This is a genomic window from Acinetobacter sp. YH16052, assembly GCF_013417155.1.
GTDB lineage: Bacteria > Pseudomonadota > Gammaproteobacteria > Pseudomonadales > Moraxellaceae > Acinetobacter.
Window position 1 is genome coordinate 165,650 of the sequence record NZ_VPEO01000005.1, and the last position, 23,313, is coordinate 188,962.

The 23,313-nt window shown below is 37.1% G+C and carries 20 protein-coding genes and 1 tRNA gene; 18 read left to right on the plus strand and 3 right to left on the minus strand.

Features of this window, described 5'->3' with window-relative positions; genetic code table 11:
- The first annotated feature begins 1 nt into the window (after position 1).
- From FTV42_RS05490 to FTV42_RS05540, 11 genes are all read left to right on the plus strand, one after another.
- Positions 2-307, plus strand: a complete 306-nt coding sequence (locus FTV42_RS05490; RefSeq protein ID WP_171054308.1) for a YbdD/YjiX family protein — start codon at positions 2-4, stop codon at positions 305-307.
- Positions 308-746: 439 nt separating this feature from the next.
- Positions 747-1,709 (plus strand): AAA family ATPase, encoded by a 963-nt coding sequence (locus FTV42_RS05495; RefSeq protein WP_180037892.1) that lies wholly within the window; start codon positions 747-749, stop codon positions 1,707-1,709.
- Positions 1,710-1,721: 12 nt separating this feature from the next.
- Entirely contained in the window at positions 1,722-2,627 is a 906-nt protein-coding gene (locus tag FTV42_RS05500) for a DUF58 domain-containing protein (protein ID WP_180037894.1), read from the plus strand.
- A 13-nt stretch (positions 2,628-2,640) separates the two neighbouring features.
- Positions 2,641-4,635, plus strand: coding sequence for a DUF3488 and transglutaminase-like domain-containing protein (locus tag FTV42_RS05505; protein WP_180037896.1), 1,995 nt, complete (start codon positions 2,641-2,643; stop codon positions 4,633-4,635).
- Between the two features lie 47 nt (positions 4,636-4,682).
- Positions 4,683-4,759 (plus strand) — tRNA-Val (locus FTV42_RS05510).
- Positions 4,760-4,940: 181 nt separating this feature from the next.
- Entirely contained in the window at positions 4,941-6,140 is a 1,200-nt protein-coding gene (locus tag FTV42_RS05515) for a tyrosine-type recombinase/integrase (RefSeq protein WP_180037899.1), read from the plus strand.
- 96 nt (positions 6,141-6,236) lie between these two features.
- Complete coding sequence (locus tag FTV42_RS05520) at positions 6,237-7,418, plus strand: site-specific integrase (RefSeq protein WP_045126500.1); 1,182 nt, start codon at positions 6,237-6,239, stop codon at positions 7,416-7,418.
- A 124-nt stretch (positions 7,419-7,542) separates the two neighbouring features.
- Entirely contained in the window at positions 7,543-7,836 is a 294-nt protein-coding gene (locus tag FTV42_RS05525; RefSeq protein ID WP_159123145.1) for an AlpA family transcriptional regulator, read from the plus strand.
- Between the two features lie 22 nt (positions 7,837-7,858).
- The gene (locus FTV42_RS05530; protein WP_252720824.1) at positions 7,859-8,182 is read left to right on the plus strand and encodes a hypothetical protein; all 324 of its coding nucleotides are present in this window, start codon (positions 7,859-7,861) and stop codon (positions 8,180-8,182) included.
- A 124-nt stretch (positions 8,183-8,306) separates the two neighbouring features.
- On the plus strand, positions 8,307-8,642 hold the full coding sequence (locus FTV42_RS05535; protein WP_045126489.1) for a helix-turn-helix domain-containing protein: 336 nt from the start codon (positions 8,307-8,309) through the stop codon (positions 8,640-8,642).
- Between the two features lie 154 nt (positions 8,643-8,796).
- Complete coding sequence (locus FTV42_RS05540; protein ID WP_180037901.1) at positions 8,797-9,411, plus strand: DUF6088 family protein; 615 nt, start codon at positions 8,797-8,799, stop codon at positions 9,409-9,411.
- Positions 9,412-9,784: 373 nt separating this feature from the next.
- Here FTV42_RS05540 and FTV42_RS05545 read toward each other — a convergent pair whose 3' ends face one another.
- Positions 9,785-10,093, minus strand: a complete 309-nt coding sequence (locus tag FTV42_RS05545; protein WP_159153490.1) for a hypothetical protein — start codon at positions 10,091-10,093, stop codon at positions 9,785-9,787.
- 286 nt (positions 10,094-10,379) lie between these two features.
- On the opposite strand from FTV42_RS05545, the gene FTV42_RS05550 reads away from it, so the two are divergent.
- The 3 genes from FTV42_RS05550 to FTV42_RS05560 all read left to right on the plus strand — a co-directional run bounded on the left by FTV42_RS05550 (position 10,380) and on the right by FTV42_RS05560 (position 14,590).
- Positions 10,380-10,703: a helix-turn-helix domain-containing protein gene (locus FTV42_RS05550; RefSeq protein WP_159153491.1), complete on the plus strand. Its 324-nt coding sequence runs from the start codon at positions 10,380-10,382 to the stop codon at positions 10,701-10,703.
- Positions 10,704-10,925: 222 nt separating this feature from the next.
- Entirely contained in the window at positions 10,926-12,656 is a 1,731-nt protein-coding gene (locus tag FTV42_RS05555; RefSeq protein ID WP_159153492.1) for a DUF262 domain-containing protein, read from the plus strand.
- Between the two features lie 11 nt (positions 12,657-12,667).
- Positions 12,668-14,590, plus strand: coding sequence for a DUF262 domain-containing protein (locus FTV42_RS05560; RefSeq protein ID WP_159153493.1), 1,923 nt, complete (start codon positions 12,668-12,670; stop codon positions 14,588-14,590).
- A 53-nt stretch (positions 14,591-14,643) separates the two neighbouring features.
- Here FTV42_RS05560 and FTV42_RS05565 read toward each other — a convergent pair whose 3' ends face one another.
- Positions 14,644-16,932: an ankyrin repeat domain-containing protein gene (locus FTV42_RS05565; protein WP_180037903.1), complete on the minus strand. Its 2,289-nt coding sequence runs from the start codon at positions 16,930-16,932 to the stop codon at positions 14,644-14,646.
- A gap of 1,301 nt (positions 16,933-18,233) precedes the next feature.
- Between FTV42_RS05565 and FTV42_RS05570 the strand changes: the two genes are divergently transcribed.
- The 4 genes from FTV42_RS05570 to hsdR all read left to right on the plus strand — a co-directional run bounded on the left by FTV42_RS05570 (position 18,234) and on the right by hsdR (position 23,230).
- Positions 18,234-18,818, plus strand: a complete 585-nt coding sequence (locus FTV42_RS05570) for a bifunctional 2-polyprenyl-6-hydroxyphenol methylase/3-demethylubiquinol 3-O-methyltransferase UbiG (RefSeq protein WP_180037905.1) — start codon at positions 18,234-18,236, stop codon at positions 18,816-18,818.
- A 27-nt stretch (positions 18,819-18,845) separates the two neighbouring features.
- The gene (locus FTV42_RS05575) at positions 18,846-19,871 is read left to right on the plus strand and encodes an HNH endonuclease domain-containing protein (RefSeq protein ID WP_180037907.1); all 1,026 of its coding nucleotides are present in this window, start codon (positions 18,846-18,848) and stop codon (positions 19,869-19,871) included.
- 32 nt (positions 19,872-19,903) lie between these two features.
- Positions 19,904-21,016: a lecithin retinol acyltransferase family protein gene (locus tag FTV42_RS17545; RefSeq protein WP_228722188.1), complete on the plus strand. Its 1,113-nt coding sequence runs from the start codon at positions 19,904-19,906 to the stop codon at positions 21,014-21,016.
- Positions 21,017-21,166: 150 nt separating this feature from the next.
- Positions 21,167-23,230, plus strand: a complete 2,064-nt coding sequence (gene hsdR, locus FTV42_RS05585; RefSeq protein ID WP_257223411.1) for a type I restriction-modification system endonuclease — start codon at positions 21,167-21,169, stop codon at positions 23,228-23,230.
- On the opposite strand, the gene FTV42_RS05590 is transcribed toward hsdR, so the two are convergent.
- Positions 23,222-23,305, minus strand: a complete 84-nt coding sequence (locus tag FTV42_RS05590; RefSeq protein WP_370984813.1) for a hypothetical protein — start codon at positions 23,303-23,305, stop codon at positions 23,222-23,224. The two genes, hsdR and FTV42_RS05590, sit on opposite strands and share 9 nt — an antisense overlap.
- Positions 23,306-23,313 lie beyond the last annotated feature (8 nt).

The window sequence follows — 23,313 nt, forward strand, 5'->3', positions numbered from 1 at the left end:
TATTATGAATCTGAAGTTTGCCAAAAGCGGGAAAACGATGATTTATAAAATCATCAAGATGACCGTAATGTCACAAAAGGATTTAATACTGAATCCGAAAAACTGGTCGCGGATTGCGACCTTGTGGCAACGTTTGCAGCAAAGTTTCCGTCTGATGGTCGGTGTACCTGATTACCAGACCTATGTGGAGCATATGCGCAAGCATCATCCCGATCTGGAAGCCATGGACCCGAAAACATTTTATCGTCACTGTGTGGATTCCCGTTATCCATCTGCGGGCGGTGATATGAAGAAGTGTCCGTGTTAATCATTAATTCATAGCAAGCGCCTTTCGGGGCGCTTTTCTTTATCGTTAAAAATTAATATGAGGAATAGACGATCGCGTTAAATCTGAGGTCATTGATTGAGCTAGCGTAGAAAAGTTTTATTATAAAAATCCATGAAATCGCTTAAGTCTCTATACCTTTTAAGTATGATTCTTTTCAAATAGATGGATGAGCTCAGATTGGTATTTTGAGATTTGAGCGAAAAGAAAAATGATCTCTATTTGTGTCGATCATTTTATTTGTTTTCTGCGCTTCTTACTTCTTTTCAACCTGATCATTTTGACTCTTCTATTATTTAAATCCTCGCCATTTTCTAATCAGTATTTTTATTCAGTTACACAGACAGATGATTGATCTTTTGGGAAAATTTAAATTTCAGTGTATGTTAATCTTAGGCCATGTTTTATTAAGGAAATTATTGTGATCTGGGGCATGAAACAAAAGGAAAATAACGACATTGCACACATCAATATTGTGCTTGAACAAAAAATTGCAAGTTATGCACCCAAGATCCAGCGTTTTTTTGAAGAAGTTAATGCCATTGTGTTGGATAAGCAGGCCCAGACCACACTGGCACTCTGTTGTTTGATTGCAGGCGGACATGTCTTATTTGAAGATTTACCCGGATTGGGTAAAACTACATTAGCCAGCAGTCTGGCACATCTGGCTGGGTTAAAGTTCCAGCGGATCCAATTTACCAATGACATGCTGGCCAGTGATGTCATCGGTATTAACATGTTTAACCAGAAAGAACATCAGTTCGAGTTTAAACAAGGTCCGATTTTTACTCAGATTTTACTGGCAGATGAAATCAACCGTTGTAGTCCCAAAACCCAAAGTGCCTTACTCGAAGCCATGGAAGAAGGCTATGCCACCATTGATGGCGTACGCTATGCCTTACCGAAACCTTTCTGGGTGATTGCGACACAAAACCCGCTATTCCAAAGTGGTACTTACGCTTTGCCGGAATCCCAGCTAGACCGTTTCCTGATGCGTTTATCTTTGGGGTATCCATCACGCCATGCAGAAAAACTGTTATTACAGCAGGAATCCCGTTTTGCCCTGATTGCAAGTCTGGCGCATATTTTTACCGAAGATGAAATTCTGGATCTGCAAAGTCTGACGCATCAGATATTTATCAGTGAAGCGATTCAGGAATATTTGCTTGATCTGGCAGAAGAAACCCGTAAAAGCCGTCATGGACTTTCTACGCGTGGCCTTCTGGCCTTGAAGCGCGCAGCACAAGCGTATGCTTTGATTCAGCAACGTGCTTTTGTCACACCAGATGATGTGCAGGCTGTATTTGTCGCGGTGACTTCGCATCGTCTGGGGTTGAGTGAAGCTGAAACTTTTAATGTCATACAACAGGTTGCGGTCAGCTAAAGGAGTCCTCTCTTGGATAAAACCTGGCAAAAATGGCTGGCCAAACGCTTTCAATTTTCACAGCAGAAACAGCTCTCGCAGAAAGATGTCTTGGTATTTATTTATCAACAGGGCTATCTGTATCTGGTCTTGATCTTCATCACCTTTGTGGCTGGGGTGAACTATGCCAATAACCTGATTTTAGGTTTCTGCTTTTTAATCAGTGCGGTGCTGTGTATCAGTTTTTATCTGACTTTTAAGCAATTGCATGACCTGAAAATTGAGTTGATCGCAGATGATGTGGGGCAGGTCGGTCATAGCCTGAATCTGCATCTTTATTTTCAACAACAGCAACTTCGCCCTCGTTATTTGTATATCAAAGCAGAGAATCAGCTAGCGAAAGTTTATCTGAATGCAGCAAAGCAGCAATTTATTCTGCCATTTTATGCAGAGCAACGTGGCAAGTTTGATTACCCGGTGATTCAGATTTATTCGGTTTATCCCTTTGGTTTAGTTCGAGCCTGGACCTATCTTTATCATCAGCATTCAGCTTGGATCGCGCCTAAAGCTGAGGTTTTTAGCACAGAAAATAAATATCATTTCAACCGTTTTGAACCGGATATGGATGAGTTTCGTGAATTGCGCAATTACCAGTCAGGCGATTCCTTGCAGGCGGTGTCCTGGAAGCAGTTTGCGCGTGGACAAGGCTTGTATATCAAAGTCTTTGAGCAATATCAGGATGAACACAGTATCGAGATTCATTATGCACATATGCCGAGTCAGTCACATGAAGAAAAACTTGAATTTGTGATGGGTCTGGTCGAGCAATGCGAACAGCAGCAATGTGCGTATAGTCTGCATTTGCCACAGGCCGAATTGCCTCAGGGCGCAGGTGAAGAACAACTGCGGAAAGCCAAACAATTGTTGGCGCAGGCCTAAGGCGGGTAAATTCATGATCAATGCAAAAATCCGGACCTCGATTGTGCTGACTTTGGGCCTGATTCTCATCGCTCAGATGGCATTTATTCCAGTTCTACTCAGTATTATTTTTGCGATTAGTATTGTGTGTATCTGGATTTTTCTGAAACGTCAGCAGCCATTTCCAAAAACGGGCACTTTTCTGCTGACGGCGTTGGCACTCGGCAGTATTTATTTGAGCCATCATGGTTTTATCGGTGTTGAGGCTGGGGTAGCAGTTTTATCTACTTTTTTATTTGCTAAATCACTGGAAAGTAAAAATAAACGTGACCTGATTATTCTGTTTAATTTTGCCCTGTTTGTTGCTGCCAGCTCATTCCTATATAGCCAATCTTTTGGGATGGCGATCGTGATTGTGCTGTGTTTAATCAGCTGCCTGATTGGCCTGTACCGGATTCAAACCAGTGAGTTTGAACAGGAGCAGATCACTCAGCGCGCAGCATTGCAACAGGATGCCAAGCATGTGGGCAAGTTTATCTTGTACGCCGTTCCATTTTTCATTTTGCTATTTATTTTCTTTCCGCGCTTGCCGCCACTTTGGCATATTCCCATTCCTGAAAATAAAGGCGTGACCGGCATTGGCGACAGTATGTCACCTGGGGATATTGCCGAATTATCCCAATCTAGTTCACTGGCTTTCCGGATTATTGGTGATGTCAGCAAGCTTCCGCCGCGCTCAGAACTCTATTGGCGAGCCTTGGTGCTAGATGAATATGACGGGCAACGCTGGACCAGCAGTTTCGTCAATCAGCAGCCTTTAATGCGACAACCGATGGATACCTCACCCGTACCTACAGGCTGGAACTACCAATATCTGGCTGCGGATCCTTCGGTGTTCTGGATCATGGGGTTGGAAAAATCGATACCTGTGGAACGCCGTTATTATAACCGTCAGGATTGGAGCATTGTACCGAGACGGCTCACGCAACGTGTTGAACCGATTTCGTTACAGTGGGTCGGGACAGCATATGATCCTCAGGCTTTGCCAACGCAATATATCGAGCGAACGAATACTCAGGTGCAGCGCCGACTTGACCCGCGAGCGCAACAATTAGCACAACGTCTCTATACGCAAAGTGCAGAAGATCCTCGGCGTTATGTACAGAAAGTCTTGAACTGGTATCAGCAGAATAATTTTGTTTATACCTTAAAGCCGGGCCAATTAGGACAAAACCGGATTGATGAGTTCCTGTTTAATTCCCGGCAAGGCTTTTGTGAACACTATGCCTCGAGTTTCGTGATGTTGATGCGTTATGTCGGGATTCCTGCACGGGTGGTCACCGGCTATCAGGGGGGGGAGTTGGCACCAGATCGCATGAGCTGGGAAGTCCGGCAGCTCGATGCGCACGCCTGGACAGAAGTCTGGATTGACCAGAAATGGCAACGCTTTGATCCAACCGCAATGATCACTCCACAGCGTATAGATGATGGTATGCAAAATCTGCTTTCTCAGGATGCATGGGTATCGGCAAATCAGTCGATCTGGAACTCGCAGCATAATCTATGGATCACCAAACTACGTGTTTGGAGCGATTATGCCAGCTACCAATGGCAAAGTAAGGTGGTGGGTTATAATGCAGAATCACAACAGAGCTGGTTATCAAAATTAGGACTCGGTTCAGTTTATTCGAGTGTCATAATTTTACTGGGCAGTATTGCACTATTGATTTTGGCCTATGTGTTCAGAATTTATCTGAAAGCCCGACAGGCTCAATCTCCATTTGATCGTGCGATTCAACAACTGAATCAATCTTTAGCTGACGATCTCAAAAAACAGCCCGCTGAAACTTTTCATCACTGGATGCAGCGTTTATCCCAACAGACTCAGGTTGAAAACCAGACAGCATTTATTCAAGCTATCCAAATCTTTGAAAAAAATCTGTACTCGGGAATCTCAACAACTGAGCAAGAAGTGAAAAAATTCAAGGATTTGCTTAAAACTTGCGCGGACGTTTTAAAAACTAAATGAAAAGGCTTGTTTTCGGTCGGAAAAATTTATAATATGCCAAGCATTCTAGGTGTATAGCTCAGTTGGTTAGAGCGCTACGTTGACATCGTAGAGGTCAGCAGTTCGAGTCTGCTTATACCTACCATAATTCGATTATAGATGTATTTATATGTACATATCTAGTCACTAAAAGCCCCTAAATTCAATAGTTTAGGGGCTTTTTTTATGTTCTATGCATTTATATGGATCTGTATAGTACAGCCCTATTTGTATCACCACGTGTATCACTGTTTAATAATCTAACTCGGTGATACAAGGTGTAATACATGTTACGGAAAGATATAAAGAAAAGACCGCTTAGTGAAAAAACCTTAGCATCCTTAGAATCTGAAGAAAAAGACTATCGTGAACTGGATGGTGCGGGCTTATATTTTTTAGTCAAAAAATCAGGCGTTAAAAATTGGCAGTATCGTTACAAGAATTCTGAAGGTAAATGGGCTTGGATGGGCTTAGGTGCTTATCCTCAAGTGAGTGCTCAACTTGCTCGTCAAAAAGCACGAGAATTTACTTCAACTCTTTCTAAAGGTGAAAGCCTGAAGTCGAAGAAAGTACTGCTCGAGGAACGAAAAGAGCTTGAAAGCTTTTACTTTGAAAACCTAATGAGAGAGTGGCTGGACACTAAATCAAGTAAGTGGGGTGAGGCAACATACACGAAAGCTCAAAAATCTATTGAGAAGCACATTATTCCAGTGTTTGGTCAAGGTAATTACAAAGAGATTACGCCAAAAGAGTGGTTTGATTTTTTCCAAGGACTACAACGTACTTTAGGTATTCATACTCAGATTGAGAAATTGGTTTCATACGTACGTGGTTGCTATGACTGGGCAAAGTTTAAAGGCAAGATAAATTCAAATCCAATAGCAGGCATGAGCAAACATCTAGATGTCTACGAGTCAGGGAACATGGATTTCGTGACTGTTGATGAATTACCAGCTTTACTTAAGAAAATTCGTAATAATAAAAAGCGCGCCATCGGCATCGGTCTTGAGTTGCTTATTATACTATTCCCACGTCCAGGTGAGTTAAGGATGGCAAAGTGGGAGCAATTCGATTTTAAAAAAGCCTTATGGATTAAACCTGCAGAAGTAACAAAAACACGCCAAGAGCATCAAGTACCTTTGCCTACTCAAGCGTTAGCACTTCTGAAAGAGCTCAAAGAGATTCAGCCTGAATCGGAGTTTTTATTTCCAAGTCGTCTATCAGTACACAAAACCATTAGTGATATGACCTTTAACTTAGCGTTGAATCGTTTAGGGTACCAGGGGAAGCAGAACCCACATGGTTTTAGGCATCTTGCAAGTACTATTTTGAATGACACATTCAGTAAGAAAGAGCAAGTGATAGAAGTGTGCCTGGCGCATAAGAAAAAGGGCGTAAAGGGTATCTATGATAAATCACAGCATTTAGATGAGCGCCGTGAACTGATGCAGTGGTGGGCCGACTATTTAACTAAAATCTCTCTATAAAAAGTAAACCTTTTTCTTGAACTTTGATGAAAAACTCTCTGAATGAATCGAGTGCTGTGATCAACTGATATCAACATGTTTTTATTAAAAGTTGTAATGAAACGCACTGATTTAAAGAAAAAAGGTTACTTAGTAGATACAGTACTTACTGCACTAGAAGTAGAAATGAAAGATTATCGTCTATGGGATAGTCCAAATTTATATTTTTTAGTAAAGGCGAATGGCAGTAAAAGTTGGCAGTTCAGATATAAGAATGAAATTGGAATATGGACTTGGAAAGGACTAGGTCAATATCCGAAAGTGAAGTCTAGCCAAGCTCGAAAAATTGCACGTACCTTCTTAAATGAAATAGAAGAAGGTACATTTTTCAAAAATAGAGAAGAGGAAGCCCAAACATATTCTCTGACGACATTAATGGAAGGTTGGCTCAATACAAAGCTCATAAACTGGGACAAAAAAACCTATCAAAAAGCAAAGGCATCTATTCAAAACCATATTTATAGCAACTTTGGTCAGCATGATTTTAGATATATCTCAGCTAAAAAATGGTTTGATTTTTTTCAGAGTTTACAAAGAGAAGTAGGAATTAAGAGCCAAGCTGAAAAACTATTTTATTATATTAAAGATGCTTATGATTGGGCTGAGGTGAGCCATGGATTTAAAGAAAATCCTGTTAAAAATTTAAAAAAACGTTTAGATAAATATCAAAGCAATAATTTTAATTTTGTTGATATTGTAGAATTACCAAACCTAATAAAAAGTATAAGATCATATACAAATGAGTCAATTGCCATAGGGCTGGAATTAATGTTGCTTTTGTTTCCAAGACCTGGAGAGCTGAGGTTGGCTGAATGGAAGCATTTTGATTTAGACAAAAGAATTTGGATTAAACCAGCAGAGCTTACGAAAACTAGAAAAATACATAAAGTGCCATTATCTGAGCAAGCGGTAAAGCTTATCTATCGGCTAAAGCAAATTCAAAGAGAATCGGATTATCTTTTTCCAGGAAGGGGTACACGAACGAAACCACTTTCAGATGGAGCATTTAATAAAGCTTTGGCGTCTTTAGGTTATGGGGGTAAACAAGACCCTCATGGTTTTAGACATCTTGCCTCAACTGCGCTTAATGAAGCTTTAAGCAGTAAATTACAAGTAATTGAAGCAGCTCTAGCACATGTCAAAAAAGGAACAAAAGGTATATACGACAATGCTGAGCACTTTGAAGAAAGAATAGAATTGATGCAATGGTGGTCTGATTACATCAATTCTTTTGTCTAATTTTTTATTTTTAATATTCAAAGTCACTTTTCATAGTGACTTTTTTTTACAGTTTTATCTCAAAATAATTTTCAATTTTTGGTCTTTGCTACGCTTTACTTAATGTCTTTATTTGAGATTAAAAATGGGTTGTGTGATTAATAGAAATGAATCTGAATTAACTGAAAACATTGAACAATCTGAAGTATTCAGCATTGTTCAGATAAAGCCTTTCTTATTGAGTTACAACACTGTATGTAAGCTTCTAGGTATAGAAAGAAACGCATTGCGAAATTTAATGAAGAAAGATGATCGCTTTCCAAAACCATTAAAAATGGGATTATCACGTCAAGCAGCTGTCTATTTTGATCGGGAAGAAATTGAAGCCTGGTATCAAGGGTTTAAAGAAAGATGCCGAGGTCAAAATGAGAAAATTTAAGAAGCTAGAGAGGATTCTAGAAGTGGCCAAAAAAAATGGTAAATGTCAGATAAGTAAACAATACGCTGTAGTCACCAAAATGTATCAGCCATATATCAATATGACCGTTAATCAAATTGATATTGATGACATATTAGAAAATAAGAATAAAAAGCCAGTCATATTACAAGAGGGCTTCTGGATTGAGGATAAGAAGGGGACATATCTATTTTGTGGCTATACGGCGTTGTGTATGTACATGCATCTTAAATACGTCGGAATGGATGAGATACTTCAGCAACTCTATGGAAAACGAGAGTTAACTGAAGAAGAGAAAGAAGAGTTACTCAAAATAAGGTATTCTTGAGTTGGGGATGACTAAGGCATAGGAATTCTATGCCTTTTTACTAACTTCTACAAAGTTCCCAATATGGGACTTAAAGCTTAAAAATAAATTATTAAGTACCTTTTTAGGGACTCAGGGAGGGTGCATGTTAAGTAAGTCAGATTCTCCTCGATATATTGCAGAAGAGTTTGGAAGAAGACTCAAAAGATTAAGATTGAATAAAAATTTGCGTCAAATTGATGTGGCTGCACATTCGGGTTTATCTCGTAAAATAATTCTGAATGCCGAAATTGGAAATGTTACGCTCGAAAATCTTATTCAAATTCTCTATACATTAAATGCCTTAGACGATTTGGATAGTTTTTTGCCAGAGCCACCTTTATCACCAATACAGCTTTTAAAACTAAAAGGAAAGGTGAGGCGGAAAGCTTCAAAATCAACGGCGATGAAAAAAGTAGATGAAAAAGATTTGGGCTGGTAAGGGATATTAAATATATTAATTTAACCTGAATCCTTCTTAATCCAATCATGTAGAAGAAATGTGTAAAATCGAACCTGGTCGTTGAAGACATAGGTTGTGCGGTAATTCCCTTATGGTTTCAACCACCTTTTATAGTCTGTTTGGGGGTTAAGCTATGTTTAATATTGCAAAAGCGGTTCAAGAACGAGTGAAAGGATTTCACCTTGGACATGTCTTTTCTGTGGACGAATTTACACAGCTTGGTAAGACTGAGGTGGTTTATCAGGAGCTCTATCGTTTAACTAAGCAAGGCGTGATTAATCGCATTCAGCACGGTGTTTATTATAGACCTGAACCAAACCGTATGTTGAAGGGGCGATACTTGAGTCCTGATGTTTATGAAGTGGTCAAAGTGATTGCTGAAAAAAATGGTGAATTCATCCAAGTTCATGGGGGTATGGCCGCAAATCGTCTTGAATTAAGCACTCAGGTTCCAGTGATGGATGTGTTTTATACCTCAGGTAACTCTCGTGAATTTAAGATTGGCGGCACTCCGGTAAGATTGCTGCATACTAAAAACAGCAAATTTTTCCAACATCCATTTGACAGCCGTGTAGGAGTGGCTATATCAGCATTACTCTTTTTGGGAAAAGAGATTGTTGATTTGAATATGGTTAAAAAGCTTGAGAGGATGCTTACATCTGAAGAGCGGATATTGCTTTATCAGTCCTCTTTGCCGATGTGGTTGCATGAGTTACTGGATGAGCAAAAGACAAAGTTCTACTTTTAAGCCAATCAATTTAAATTAAAGCCCTTAGCCTGTTAAGGCCAAGGCCAGTTTTGTCACTCAGGATACTTAGACCATGTTAATTCAAAATATGGTCCATCTTTAAACTTCTTCTAATCTCCATCCAAATCAATTGAGATATTAAGTCCTGTAACTGCTTTTTCATAGCATCTGCAATCTGATGAGAGTATTTTCAATCTTAGGAAACAGTATCTGCAACTCAGGCTGCAAGATCAAATGCATGACCTGCAGAATGTCACATTCTAGTAATGACTCATTGGCTTAACCAGGATTCAGGTTAATTTATAATATTAAATTTAAAGTGCATCCTTATTAGTTAAGGGATAAGGATGCGTTTGATTTTGATAACTGAGAATTAGTGATGTCTGATGATTGCATTGAAAATTGAGAAAATTTCATTATAGACTTCCCGCATTGTGAGAAGCCCTGATCTGTTAAAACCATATTTTTCAAAATATTGGTTGTCTGTGAAGTATGCAACAGCCTGATAAGTATTAAGATGTTCAGCAACTCCAAGTTCTTGGCAGAAAGACCTATTAAATTGAATTTGAAGCGCCGTATTCTCAATAATCTTGGTCGCAATCATCTTAGAGATAGGACGTATATTTAAGTTTTGAATTGCTGGGTGGATAAAAGTAGGTAGATGGCTTGGTGAGTTGCTCATACTAGACTCCTAAAGTGAATTTACTTCAATGGTCTGTTATGAAAGAATGCAAAGGTAAAAAGTCGAAATTTTACATTCTTTCATTTCAGTGATGTGAGATGAAAAGCATGAGTGCTTTATTGTCGAAATAAGGCACTCATGCACATACACTATTCTTCATATTAAATTTCCTCTTTTAATTTCTTTTGATGATGTCTTTTTGTCGAAATAGACAATAAAATACTGACAATATATATATTGAAAATTGTCTATATAGTCAAGTTTTATTGTCGATTTATGGTGTTTTATGCTGGCTGAAATGGATTCTGAGTTGTTTTGTGTTCGGCTCAAAGAAATAAGAAAACAAAGAAAATTGACTCAGCAAGAACTTGCTGAAAAGTCTGGTATTCCATCTACGTCGATTTCCCATATTGAAGCTGGCTCTCGCAAGCCCTCTTTAGAAAATTTTTATAAGCTCGTGGTTGTCTTAAATGTGTCTGCTGACTATCTACTAGGGCGTATAGAACGTTGTTCAGATGTAGGTAACGATCCAATTGCTAAATCAATTCAAGAGCTGCCTGAGTTGGAGAGAGAGATGATTCAGAAATTTATCTTGTCTTTGCAAAAATAATTGATCCGTATTTGTAATAAAACAAATGTTAAATCCATGACCTTTTGATGGTAGGAAAACTCAGTTAAATAGTTCAAGTGAGGTTGAAAAATACTCAATCATTGCGTCGAAGAAGTTTGATTTAAGAGAGGATAAAGAGCTTTTTGATAAGACTTATGGGTAAATCAAGTTACTTTATTAATCAGGTAGATAAAAATAGTACGTTGTAAAAAGAGGGCAAGAGTGAACACAACTTTAATGATAGAACCAATGAATATCCAACAATTATTGGAAAAGAACTTTTTTATTCCGGCCTATCAACGAGGATATAGATGGACTCCTCAACAAATTAAAGATTTTTTAAATGATATCAATCAATTTGAACCTAAAATAAATGATAAAGGTGAGAAATCTTGGTACTGCTTACAGCCTTTGGTACTTAAGCCTATGGATCGGGATTCTATAAGTATAAATGGGCTGGATATTGAAAAAACATGGTATGAGGTCATTGATGGGCAGCAACGGCTTACGACTATTTTCTTATTGATCCATTACATTAATGAAATGTGGAAAGGTAAATCTAAATATAAAGAGTTTACTTTAAAATACCAGACTCGCCAATCTAGTTCGGATTTCTTAAATAATTTAGAAATTGATATTAATAATGCATCTATTAGTGAGCAAAATATTGATTTCTTTTTTATAAGTAATGCCTATCAAACAATTCATGAATGGGCTGAAGGATTAGAATCACTAGGGCAGTTAAATTCAGCTGAATTAGAATCAAAATTTGTTCATTATACGAAAGTTATTTGGTATGAAACTGATAGTGATTCAGTAGAAGTATTTACTCGTTTAAATGTGGGGAAAATTCCATTAACTAATGCTGAGTTGATAAAAGCATTATTTTTAAACAAGACTAACTTTATTGAATTAAATGATAAAGATAAGGCAAAAATAAGATTACAACAGATTGAAATATCAACAGAATGGGATCGAATGGAATATGCCTTACAAAATGATTCATTATGGTATTTTTTAACAGATAAAAAAGTATTAACAACCCGAATAGACTTAATTTTTAATTTAATATCAAACAAAAAAAGTAATGACGACGATTTTTTTACATTTAGATTTTTTTCAGAAAAGTTAAAACAAGAAAAAATAAAACAAGTATGGCGTGACGTGAAACAATGTTTTCAGACACTTCAAGAATGGTATGAGGATAGAAAATTATATCATAAAATTGGTTACCTAATCGCCACTGGTTTTGGTATTAATGAAGTTTACGAATTAAAAAACTCTAAAAGTAAAAAGGAATTTCTTAATTTAATAAACGAAAAAATAATAGAGTATTTGCCAGGAGATGATTTAGATGAGTTGCAATATGGATCTCCAAAAATACGCCCAATTTTATTATTCCATAATGTCCAAACGCTATTAAATAATAAAAATGAAACAACCAAATTTCCATTTGACCGTTATAAAAAAGAAAAATGGGATGTGGAACATATCACTGCATTAGCTGACCAGCCACCAAAGTCTGAGCAGCATAAAAAAGATTGGATAAAAGAAATTTTAGACAATATTTCAAACTTGAATTTAGATTCTAGTTTGCAAACTAAACTTATAGATGTTCAAAGTGATTTAACAAAGTTTGATGAGTTTTTTATTCAATTTATAGAGGCATTTCAGGGACAAGGATTGGATGTGAATTCTATTGATAACCTAGTATTGTTAGATTCTTCAACAAATAGAAGTTATAAAAACTCTGTCTTCCCTCTTAAGAGAAAGAAAATTATTGAGAGAGAAAAAACAGGTACCTTTGTACCTATTTGCACAAAAAATGTTTTCATGAAGTTTTATAGCACTGATGTGGAACAAATGACTTTTTGGGGTGAAAAGGATAGGGAGCGATATTTGACTGATATTGAAGAAGTAATAAATTCTCTCAAAAACTCTCAGTCAGCTTAAGGAATTTCATCGTGTTAAATAAACAAACTGCAGAAAAAATATCTTTTTGGAACTTGCTCCAGTCAAATAAAATTGAAATCCCAATTATTCAAAGAGATTATGCACAAGGGCGATTAGAGCAAGAAAAAATTAGAGAACGTTTTTTAAATGCACTTTATATTTCATTAAGTGAAGAAAAATCTATTGAGCTAGATTTTGTTTATGGCAGTCAAGTTGATGATACTTTGCAACTTTTAGATGGTCAGCAACGTTTAACAACTTTATTTTTATTACACTTTTATTTTGTAAATAAAGATCATGTTGATAACATTACGAAAAACAAGCTTTTAAATTTTACTTATGAAACACGTATTAGTTCACGAGAGTTTTGTGAATCATTAATAAATGACGTTTTTGACATTACGAACTTAGACGATAGTACAAGAATATCAGAATTGATAACTGATAAACCTTGGTTCTTCTTATCGTGGCAGCAAGACCCTACGATTGCAGCTATGTTGAATATGCTAGATGCTATTCATGCTAAATTTTATGATATTAAGAATGGGTGGAGTAAACTCACGGAAAGGAATGTGATCCAATTCTACCATCTGAATTTGGATAATTTTGGTTTATCTGATGATCTTTATATTACTATGAATGCCCGAGGAAAGGCTCTCACAGCCTTTGAAAACTTTAAAGCATTACTAGAAAAACAAATTAATGAAGAAGGATGGGAAGATAAAGATACAGAATTCAACCAAAAATTTGCTTATAAAATAGATAACCAGTGGACAGATTTATTATGGAGTTATCGTAATAAAGAAAATTCTATTGATGAATATTTTTTACAATTAATTTCTAACTTGTACTTAGTAAATAAAAGGGAACTGGATAATGTACAAATCTTGGCAACAAATCCATCTACTTTAATTTCAATTTCATTTGATAAAAGTACATTAGAATATTTAGTTAAAAGCTTGGATAACTATTCTAGTGCTGATCTTAATTTGATAAGTAACCAATTGAGTAATTTGAATTTTTTAAATTTCAAAGATCTTAAAAGTGACTTGGTCTTTAATAATTTCTTTGAATTAATTTCTACTTCAAGCCATGTCACATATCCTCAACGTGTAATGTTTTATGCACAGACGTGTTATTTGAATGCGGAATTAGATTTTACCTCAGTTAAATTCTTAGATTGGATGCGTGTCATTAGGAATATCGTGAATAATTCAACAATTGATAATGATGAATCTTTTTTAAGTGCTTTGAATTTGGTTAGAGAGTTAGCTAGAGGACAAGATAATATTTATCAATATTTAGAGAAGAATGTGATTAGTTCTAAATTTGCAGCGAAGCAAATTGATGAGGAGATCATAAAAGCTAAATTAATTAATGAATCTCAGGAAAATAAAAATGCTATTCATAAATTAGAAGATTCACAATTTTGTAGAGGTAGCATTGGAATTTTCCTAGATTGTCTGGATGAATTTAGTTTTGAAAAGTTAAATATCCTTCGTAAAAATATTGTACAGAAATACCTAAATGATCGAGATATTTCTAATGATTTCAGACGAGCCTTGTTAACAATAGGTGATAATAAATTTTATAACTATTGGTGGTCTATACTTCATGCTGTATCTGCCCCTAAGCGTTGTTTAATAGCAAATACTGAAGACTTGAAGTTTTTGTTTAATCGAGATCCAAGTTATTTAAAAGAGCTTTTTATCGTATTAATGGATAAAGATCTCGAAGAAGTAATAGATGATTATGAACTTCCTGTGGATATGCCGAATTGGAAGCAACGTTTAATTAAAGAGCCTAATTTGTTGGATTATTCAAAACACCATTATTTAGCTATTAAAGAAGATGAATCTTGTTGTTGGTTGATTCCACAAAGTCGAGTTGCTAATAATGATGCAGGTCGTACAAGATGTAGATTGATTGTATAAATAAAAAATAAGCGTCTACCAGCATGGAGTTTGTTGGTAGACGCTATTTATTGTTAGGCTATAGAAATCAATTCTTTTGCTTGATTGGCTTTAAAGTACTCAGCTATTTCAGGCAAAAACACACGACGTCCTTCATCTGCTTTTACATAGCTTTGTTCCAATTGAGCCCCATGCTTGAGCATAAGATCGACAGCATAAGCATTATCTTTTTCAACAGCTAGCATGAAGGGTGTATAGCCTTTTATTGGATACTGAGCTGTATTTTGATTTGGATCGGCACCATATTGTAAAAGTAACTCGAAAATCTCGTAGGCATCGCAAACCTTCTTGTCCCCAAGAGAGATTCGCTTCATCTCCTCAAATAATACCTTTCTAGGGTCATGGCTTGGTAGGCTTTGGAGTTGTTTATAACTTTCAATATCGCTACCACCGTTAGAATGACGTCTAATCGAATCTGCAAGATATTTATCATTTGCTTGCTCAACTTTATGACCATTTAATAGGCCGATCACACCTAAATTCTGGTAAAGCATGGAAATACCATAGAGACCTGTAACATTAGGATTAGCCCCATTTTCTAATAACAATTTTGCAAGTTTTGGCAGATTTTCCTCAATAGCTAGGTTTAAGGGGCAAGTCCGCTTTTTCGGTGTGCATTCATTTAAAAGCTCTTTATCAAAACCACATTCGAATACATATTGAATGAATGCGTATGTTTCATCGGATTTAGAAGCAATGTGGTTCAATGCCAAAAGCACAATACTTTCTTTATTTGTAGTTAATGCATCCATGTTTGCACCAGCTTCAATGAGTTTTCTAGCCGTAGAAAAATCTCCAATAACTACAAAGTAGTGAAGTTGAGGCCATTTACGTCTTTGTTCAATATCAATATAAATGTTTGCATTCACTTTTTTAAAGTCAGGGCTAATATCCATCGGAACTGCAAGGCTACCGATTTTTGGAATTAATTTTTTAATTTCCGTACCTTTGTCGCTAAAAGTATCGGCAGTAAAATATTTAAAGAATCCAACCAAGGTTGCCTCTTTTTCCCATTCTTCAAAAACAAAGTCAGTTTTAAAGCGGTGAGGGCGCTTAATGGGATCAAAGATTCCAACTTTAAAGTCAAATTGGATAGCTAAATTTGAAATCTTTCCAATGAGTTTATTTTGGCTCTCCACTAGTGAAGCGATGCAAAGCATCTCATTTAACAGTACTTCTAAATAACGCATATCGCGATATAACAAACCATCTAAGCACAGTTCATATTCAGTGAGTGCTTCTTTAAATTGATATTGATATACCAAATTAATCGCTTTAATCCAATGTATATATGGGAGGAGGTGACCTACTTCTTTGTGCTCAGTAAGGTATTTGTCGATTTGGTTTACCATCAATGTATTAAGTTGAAACGTTGTTTCACCTGTTGAGCTATATACCATTGATGCTAAGCGAGTATCAGTATGATCAATACGTTTGACGTGCGTTCTATCAAAAAACACTTGAGTTAGTTTTTGATATGAAAGAGGGATTTCCATCAAAAAAGGAAAATGTGTTTGTGCATTGGCAATAGCCATTGCTCTAAATGTAAGTGCTTGGGTATCATGTAGCGAAATACGATGAGACTTCAATTTTTGGTTGTGTTGTTCGGCCAAAAACTGGATAAAGTTTCCTTGTTGTAATGAGAACCCATATTTAATTTTTAGGGCTTGTAGCAAGCGTGCAAAACACAACAATTCATAATGTGTCTGCGATGATTCTGTATCGGTCAAAAATAGGCGTTTTAAGGTCGACGGCGTAGGTAATGCATCTGGTCGGCCAAATTTACTGATGTAATTTTTCTCATCAGGACCTAAATCATCACTTTTCCAAAAATGAGCAAAGTTTTCATCATTATTTTTTAGATAACTTAAGCTTTCTTGAATAAAGTTTTCGCCTTTCCAGTGCTTAGCGATCCCCATTTGTGTAATACAAAAGGTTATGAGTTGATGAAGAGATGGAACTAAGTAATTCGACCAAAGTGAAGTTCGAATAGAATCAATATTCATCAATGCAGTTAAGCGAGCATGTAATAGCATTGCATTATAGCGGTCTAAAACATTGCGTTTAAGCAATGTTATGAACTGTAAATCTGTACGATCAGAAAACTCTTTTGGGCACAATTGATTTAAAAATAAGTCTACATCATAGTGTGAAGTGAAAAGATCGTTTGCTGAGGCATCTAAGTGCTTTGAGTTCATCTCTGGTTTTTTTGAGGGTATCTCTGATAGTTGGTTCTTGGTATCCATGTGACTTAATAAATCACGAACAATTTCTATCGTTGTTGGAAAGGTATTCTTTGGCATTGTAAAGCTCTGCGTATATCTGTCTTAAAGTTTAAATAGGCTTTTCGGTCACTAGGTGTGCCTGGTATCGTAATCTTTTGTGATTGATTTACAAATAAAAAATCATGTTTTTTGCCAGGTCTAAAAGATGCGATACCATCCTTAATAAGTTGCCGAATAAATTTGTTCAGCTCTTTGTCATTACTGTACTTTTTCATCGGTAATCCTGGATTAAGGGGATTGCTCCCCTTAATGATTATTTGGCATTACCACGGCCACCACCTGATGGGCGACCTGTTGTGCTTGGCCAATTACCACCAGGGCCAGGATGAGATGATGGTGGACGGTTGTATTGAATGTGCATGAGGAGGTTATCCTTCGTGTGCATAGCGATATTGCTATGCATCGAAGAATATAGAAATGCAATATTTTCTTCTTCTGAGAGAATGGAGTTTAATTTTTTACTACTTCATTCTGTGAATTCTTGTTCTAGATTCAAGAGATAATTGGATAGATATTTTCAGAACAATAATTTATTTAATTATTATTTCCATATTGAGAATTCGATTTCTGAAAATCAAAATATATTTACTTTCGAATCCATGCCATCCATAGACAATAGGGTTTTGTTTTTTGGTAATAACTATATTTTTAATGCCAATAAATGCCAAAAATCTTCATGAATTAGCCATTCTTAAACACTTTCGTGCTATTCAAAAGACAAAAATAGCCAATCGCTGCCAATAACTTCCTTTTAGTGGTAGATAGGCGGCATTTTTGAGTCAAACCTCTACCATTTTGTGTCAATCTAAGCCAAAAAATAAATTAAAAATTAAACAAGATACGACTATTTTTATAGTGTAATGGATCGTCGAAAATAGTGTAATACACTATTTTTTATAGTGTAACGGATCGTCGAAAATAGTGTAATGCACCAATTTTTATAGTGTAACACACATGAAATAAACCCGTTTTTATAGTGTAACGCCTAAAATTTTATAGTGTAACGTAGCGCTTTCTATAGTGTAACGCACATAAATTTTGTTAATTTTATAGTGTAACGGTAGATATGTATAAAAAATAAACAGAATTTTAAGTTTTTATATGGATTTGTTCAAAAAAGACTGTTAAATAAGTAGTTTTGATTATTTTTTAATCATCTTTATTTTGGGAAAATTAAAATCAGTTCTAATTTTTTATCTTACACATTATAAACTTTCAGATAATAAAGCGACATTTTGTCGCAATCTAAGATTTGAAATTTATCTGATCATGTGCGTATAAGTTAGTTAGTGACCAATTTTATTTTTAGGAATTCAATAATGGGGAATGTGGGCTACTATAACCAAAACTCAGAGCAGTTTGTTCAAACAACGCTAAATGTAAATATGGAAAGCTTATATCAGGCATTTCTAGTACTTCTACCGAATGGAGGCCATATTCTTGATTTGGGGTGTGGATCAGGACGGGATACATTAGCGTTCAGGAATAAAGGTTATCAGGTTGAAGCGTTAGACTATTCTGAAGCTTTGGTTGAAAAAGCCACAGCGCTCACTGGGATTCCTGTAAGATATCAAAGTTTTTATGATTTGAATGATCATGGTATATACGACGGAATCTGGGCATGTGCATCTTTATTGCATTGTGAACGTGATCGTTTGACTGATGTTTTGCAAAGTATTCTGAATGCTCTTAAGGTGAATGGGATTTTGTATATGTCATTTAAATATGGAGACAAAGACCGAGAAAAAGATGGTCGAAAGTTCACAGACTTAAATGAAGAGCAGGCCAAAGAATTATTAAATCAATTTCATCAAATTGAATTAATTAAGTATTGGATTACTATAGATCAGCGACCAGATCGTGAAGAAAAATGGTTAAATATTCTAATTAAGAAGAATGCTTAAATATAACAATTCACGTGGGGGTGCTTTATGTCTGAGTTTTATGAGATTGAACCGTCTCTTGAAAACTATTGGCGAGCAGTTATTCTATTTGGGCGTAATGTTGCATCCTATAAATTTGCTTTAGCAAAATCACTTTATGATCTCAAAGCTGAGGGTAATACCATTATTACTCTCGATAAATTAGCAGAACCTTTCAGCCAACATATTTGTGAACACCTCAAGTTTGTTGATAAGCAAGCTACATCGAGCTCTAGTAAATTCTTAGATTTTTGTCGTGCCTACAATACTGGTGAAATTGACCAGCAAACACTGATAGCTAAAACAGTTCAGTATGGTTTTGTGAATGTAATTGATGCTTTTCACAATGTTCACGGTCAGGAATTGTCCAAAAGATTTTTTATGGATGCCCGGAAAACACACGGTGGTATCATTTTAACTGATGATGTATTTCAGCTATTTGAGGCTCAGAATTCCAAAGATTTGATCGATGAAACTGAAGCAAGATGGCGTTTAGTTGAAACAGCTTGGGATATGAATCTACCTAAGCATTTGGTTCAGATTCAGCATGATGATCAAGGGCTCTTGGTTGCTGATAACAAAATTAGAAGAGTCAATGTGACATCGGCTAAGTCAGCTTTAAATGGATATCAAAAGAGTAGATGCTTTTATTGTTTTGCCCCTATCACAATTGATCAGTTTTTTGAGCACTCTGCAGATGTTGATCATTTTTTTCCACATAAATTACGTGAGTGTGATGTTCAAAAACCCATCAACGGTGTAGCGAATTTGGTATTGGCATGTCCTACATGTAATCGCGGTCAGATGGGTAAGTTTGATCGTTTACCATCGGTCAATTTATTAGAGCGCTTGCATAAGCGTAATGAGTATTTGATTACAAGTCATCACCCACTTCGAGAGACTCTAATTGCTCAAACAGGGTTCACAGAACCTGCGCGCCGTGGTTTCTTACAGGATGCTTATAACTGTGCCACTTTAACTATGGGAGGTGGAAAGAAATGGAAGCCAGCTCAGAATGGAATTAGTGTATTCTAATGATAAATAAGTAAAAAGATAATGAGGTAAATATGGGGTTATTTGATTTTATTTCAGATGCTTGTAGCACGATCGCTGATGCTGCAAGCTCAGTCGCTGACGCAGTTGGAGAAGTTGCAAGTACTACTGTAGATATTGTGTCAGATGCTGCGAGTACAACCGCAGATATTGTTGGTGATATTACTGGTACTACAGTTGATGTGTTGAGTAGTGCGGCAGACTCCACCATTGATGTAATTGGGGATGTGGCGACTTCAACGATAGACGCTATCAGTGGTGCTGCGAGTTCTACCGTAGATGTGATTGGTGACCTGGCTGGTTCAGCAGTTAATACAGTGGGTGATGTCACAAGCTCAACTATCGATTTTGTTAGTGATACTGCAAGTACAGCATTAGACTTTGCTGTTGAGAATCCATTAACGACAATTGCAACAGTAACAGCTGTTGCTGCAACTGGTGGTGCAGCTTTGGGAGTGATGGCTGGGGCTGCTGCTGTCACAGGTGTTTCTACAGCTGGTGTGATGGGGTTTACTACTGCAACTACTGCAGGTACAGCAACTGGAGCAGTAACAGGGGCGACAATAGCTGGATCGACAGGGTTGGTTACTTCCGCTGCTGTAATTGCTACTAAAACAACAGCAGTAACAACCCCAACAGTTATGGGCTTAGTTGGACTTCATACAGCTAAAAATGCCGGTGAATACGTAATTGATTTAATAAAAGGAAAAGTTACTCCTGTTAGAGGGTCTGTAGTCTATTGTGATTTAACAGCAGGTCGTAAGCTTGCTGAACATTCTGGTATTTATATTGGTGATAATAGAATTGTTCATTTAAATCGCCATGGTTATATTGAGATTGTAAGCCCACAACAATTCATTTCAGGAATTACTACAGGCAATGAAATTTATGTTTCATGTGAAGGGGAATGGCCGGTAGGTTGTGATGAGGTTGCTGATTTTGCAGAATCTATGGTTGGCATTATACGGAACTATCATGTTTTAGTTGATAATTGTCATCAGTTCAGTGCTGGATGTCTTATGAAAGATCCGGAAAATTACAACAATTTTTTATGGTTTTTAAAAGATGAAGCTAAAAAACGATTAGGTGCTGACAATTGGCGCTTATGGGATAAAAACTATTGGTAATTTATTTAACCACCTTCGGGTGGTTTTTTAATCCTGAATTAGACTTATGTACAAAAGATTTTTCTTAATAAAAATAATGTGAACTGATATGCTTATTTTAAGGGGAGCTTTGTATAAAAGCATAATAAAGTACAGATAGTTGTAAATAATATGATGAATTTAACTGAGTCTCAGTTTGATTTTTTAAAGGACGTAGATCCTTTGATGCATGCTTTATTAGTCAGTGCGGAAGCAGCATACTACACAGCACCAGCGCATACACTTGTACAAACCCGAAAATTTGCTGAGATTCTGGTTAATAAAGTAGCCCAAGCCAATCAACTTGAAATCCCTGAACAGGCGGATTTTCTCTCCCGTATTCGTTTACTTGAGAATAGACTCAAGCTGAAAGCTGACTTTATCTCTGTTTTACATACCTTGCGTGTTAATGGTAACAAAGGTGCGCATGATGCCGAAACCGATCATAGTGATGCTTTGACTTCACTACGGTTATCGTATCGAATGGCACAGTGGTTATATATTCTGACTACTCAGAAAACCAAATTGTTCCCTGAGTTTGAAGCACCTGTTGACCCAACGCTTGAAGCACGGCGCATGCGTTTTGAATTGATGGAGCTACAGCAGCAGTTGCGTACGGCACAGGACAAGCAAGCTGTTCACTCAGATATTCAACATAAATTGGCAGCCCTAGAAGCAGAGAATTTACAGCTTAAGCAACAGCAGCAAGTAGAAGCACAAACATTACAGGCTCAACTCGCTGCCTATGAAGCAAAAGTGAAAGAGCTGGAACAGCAGGCACCTCAATCTAGTATTGAGATACATATCGAAGATGAGCAATTGGATATAGCCAATGCTTCATTTGAATTGTCCGAAGCTGAAACACGTGGGCTTATTGACCGACAGCTTCAGCTCGCAGGTTGGCAGGCAGATACACAGCTCTTAAGGTATAGCAACGGCGTTCGCCCGCAAAAAGGTTTAAACCTTGCAATCGCAGAATATCCGACATTACTGGGTGGTGAAGAGGGTTTTGCGGATTATGTGCTTTTTGAAGGCTTGATGCCTGTTGCAGTGGTCGAGGCAAAAAAGCAGAACAAAACCGTCAGTCAGTATATTCGTCAGGCGGAGCGTTACTCACAAGGCTTTCAATTTGCGTCTGATTTAGACAAGCCATACAAGAATACGCCGTGGACATCTGAGGAAAAGGTCTACCACATTCCTTTTGTGTATGCATGTAATGGTCAAAAGCAGTCTAAGCGTCTAGCTGATGAGGGCGGAATCTGGTTCCGTGATGTACGACATCCATCTAACATTTCTAAGGTGTTGCAAGGTTTCCATTCACCAGCAGGGTTGAAGCGAAAGCTTGAGCAGGATATTGCTCGTGCAGATGAATATTTAGAACAGACCGAGATTCTGCCATTTAATGATCGTGTTTATCAACGTGAAGGAATTAAAGCGGTTGAGCAAGCAATTGCCAAAGACAAGCAACGTATTTTACTTGCTATGGCAACAGGTACAGGTAAAACGCGTTTAGCGACTGGCCTAATGTACCGATTAATCAAAAGCCAGCGTTTTAAGCATATATTGTTCCTGGTTGATCGTTCTACTTTGGGCACACAGGCATTTGATGCATTTGGTGCTGAAGTGATTGAGCAAGGCCAAACCCTGGCACAAATCTATACTGTTGCCGATTTAGGTGTAGATACTACTGAACGTCCTGAAGTTCAAGTTGCTACAGTGCAAAGCTTGGTACATCGTCTGTTTAACAGTGATGCACCACTGCCAATCGATTTTTATGACTGTATCATCATTGATGAAGCACACCGTGGTTATACCCTGGATAAGGAAATGACTGAAGGTGAGGAAACGATTCGTGATGAAGCGCAGTACTTGTCTACCTATAAGCGTGTAATCGACTATTTTGATGCCACCCTGATAGGTTTGACTGCAACGCCTGCACTACATACAACAGAGATTTTTGGTAAGCCTGTCTTCACCTACAGTTTTACTCGTGCTGTAGAAGAAGGTTATCTAGTTAACTATGATAAACCGATTCGCTATATCACCAAGCTTAGTCATGCAGGTATTGAAATACCTAAAGGGACAAGCGTTCAGGTGATGACTAATGCCACCGGACAAAAGACCACGGCACTGATACCCGATGACATGGATTTGGACTGCTCCCAGTATCCTAGACACGAGACGGCCTCATTTTGAAGCTGCCTCAAAGGCTTCTGGACTCATCCCATCGAGATGCGAATGACGCCTGATTCGATTGTAAAACATCTCGATATAATCAA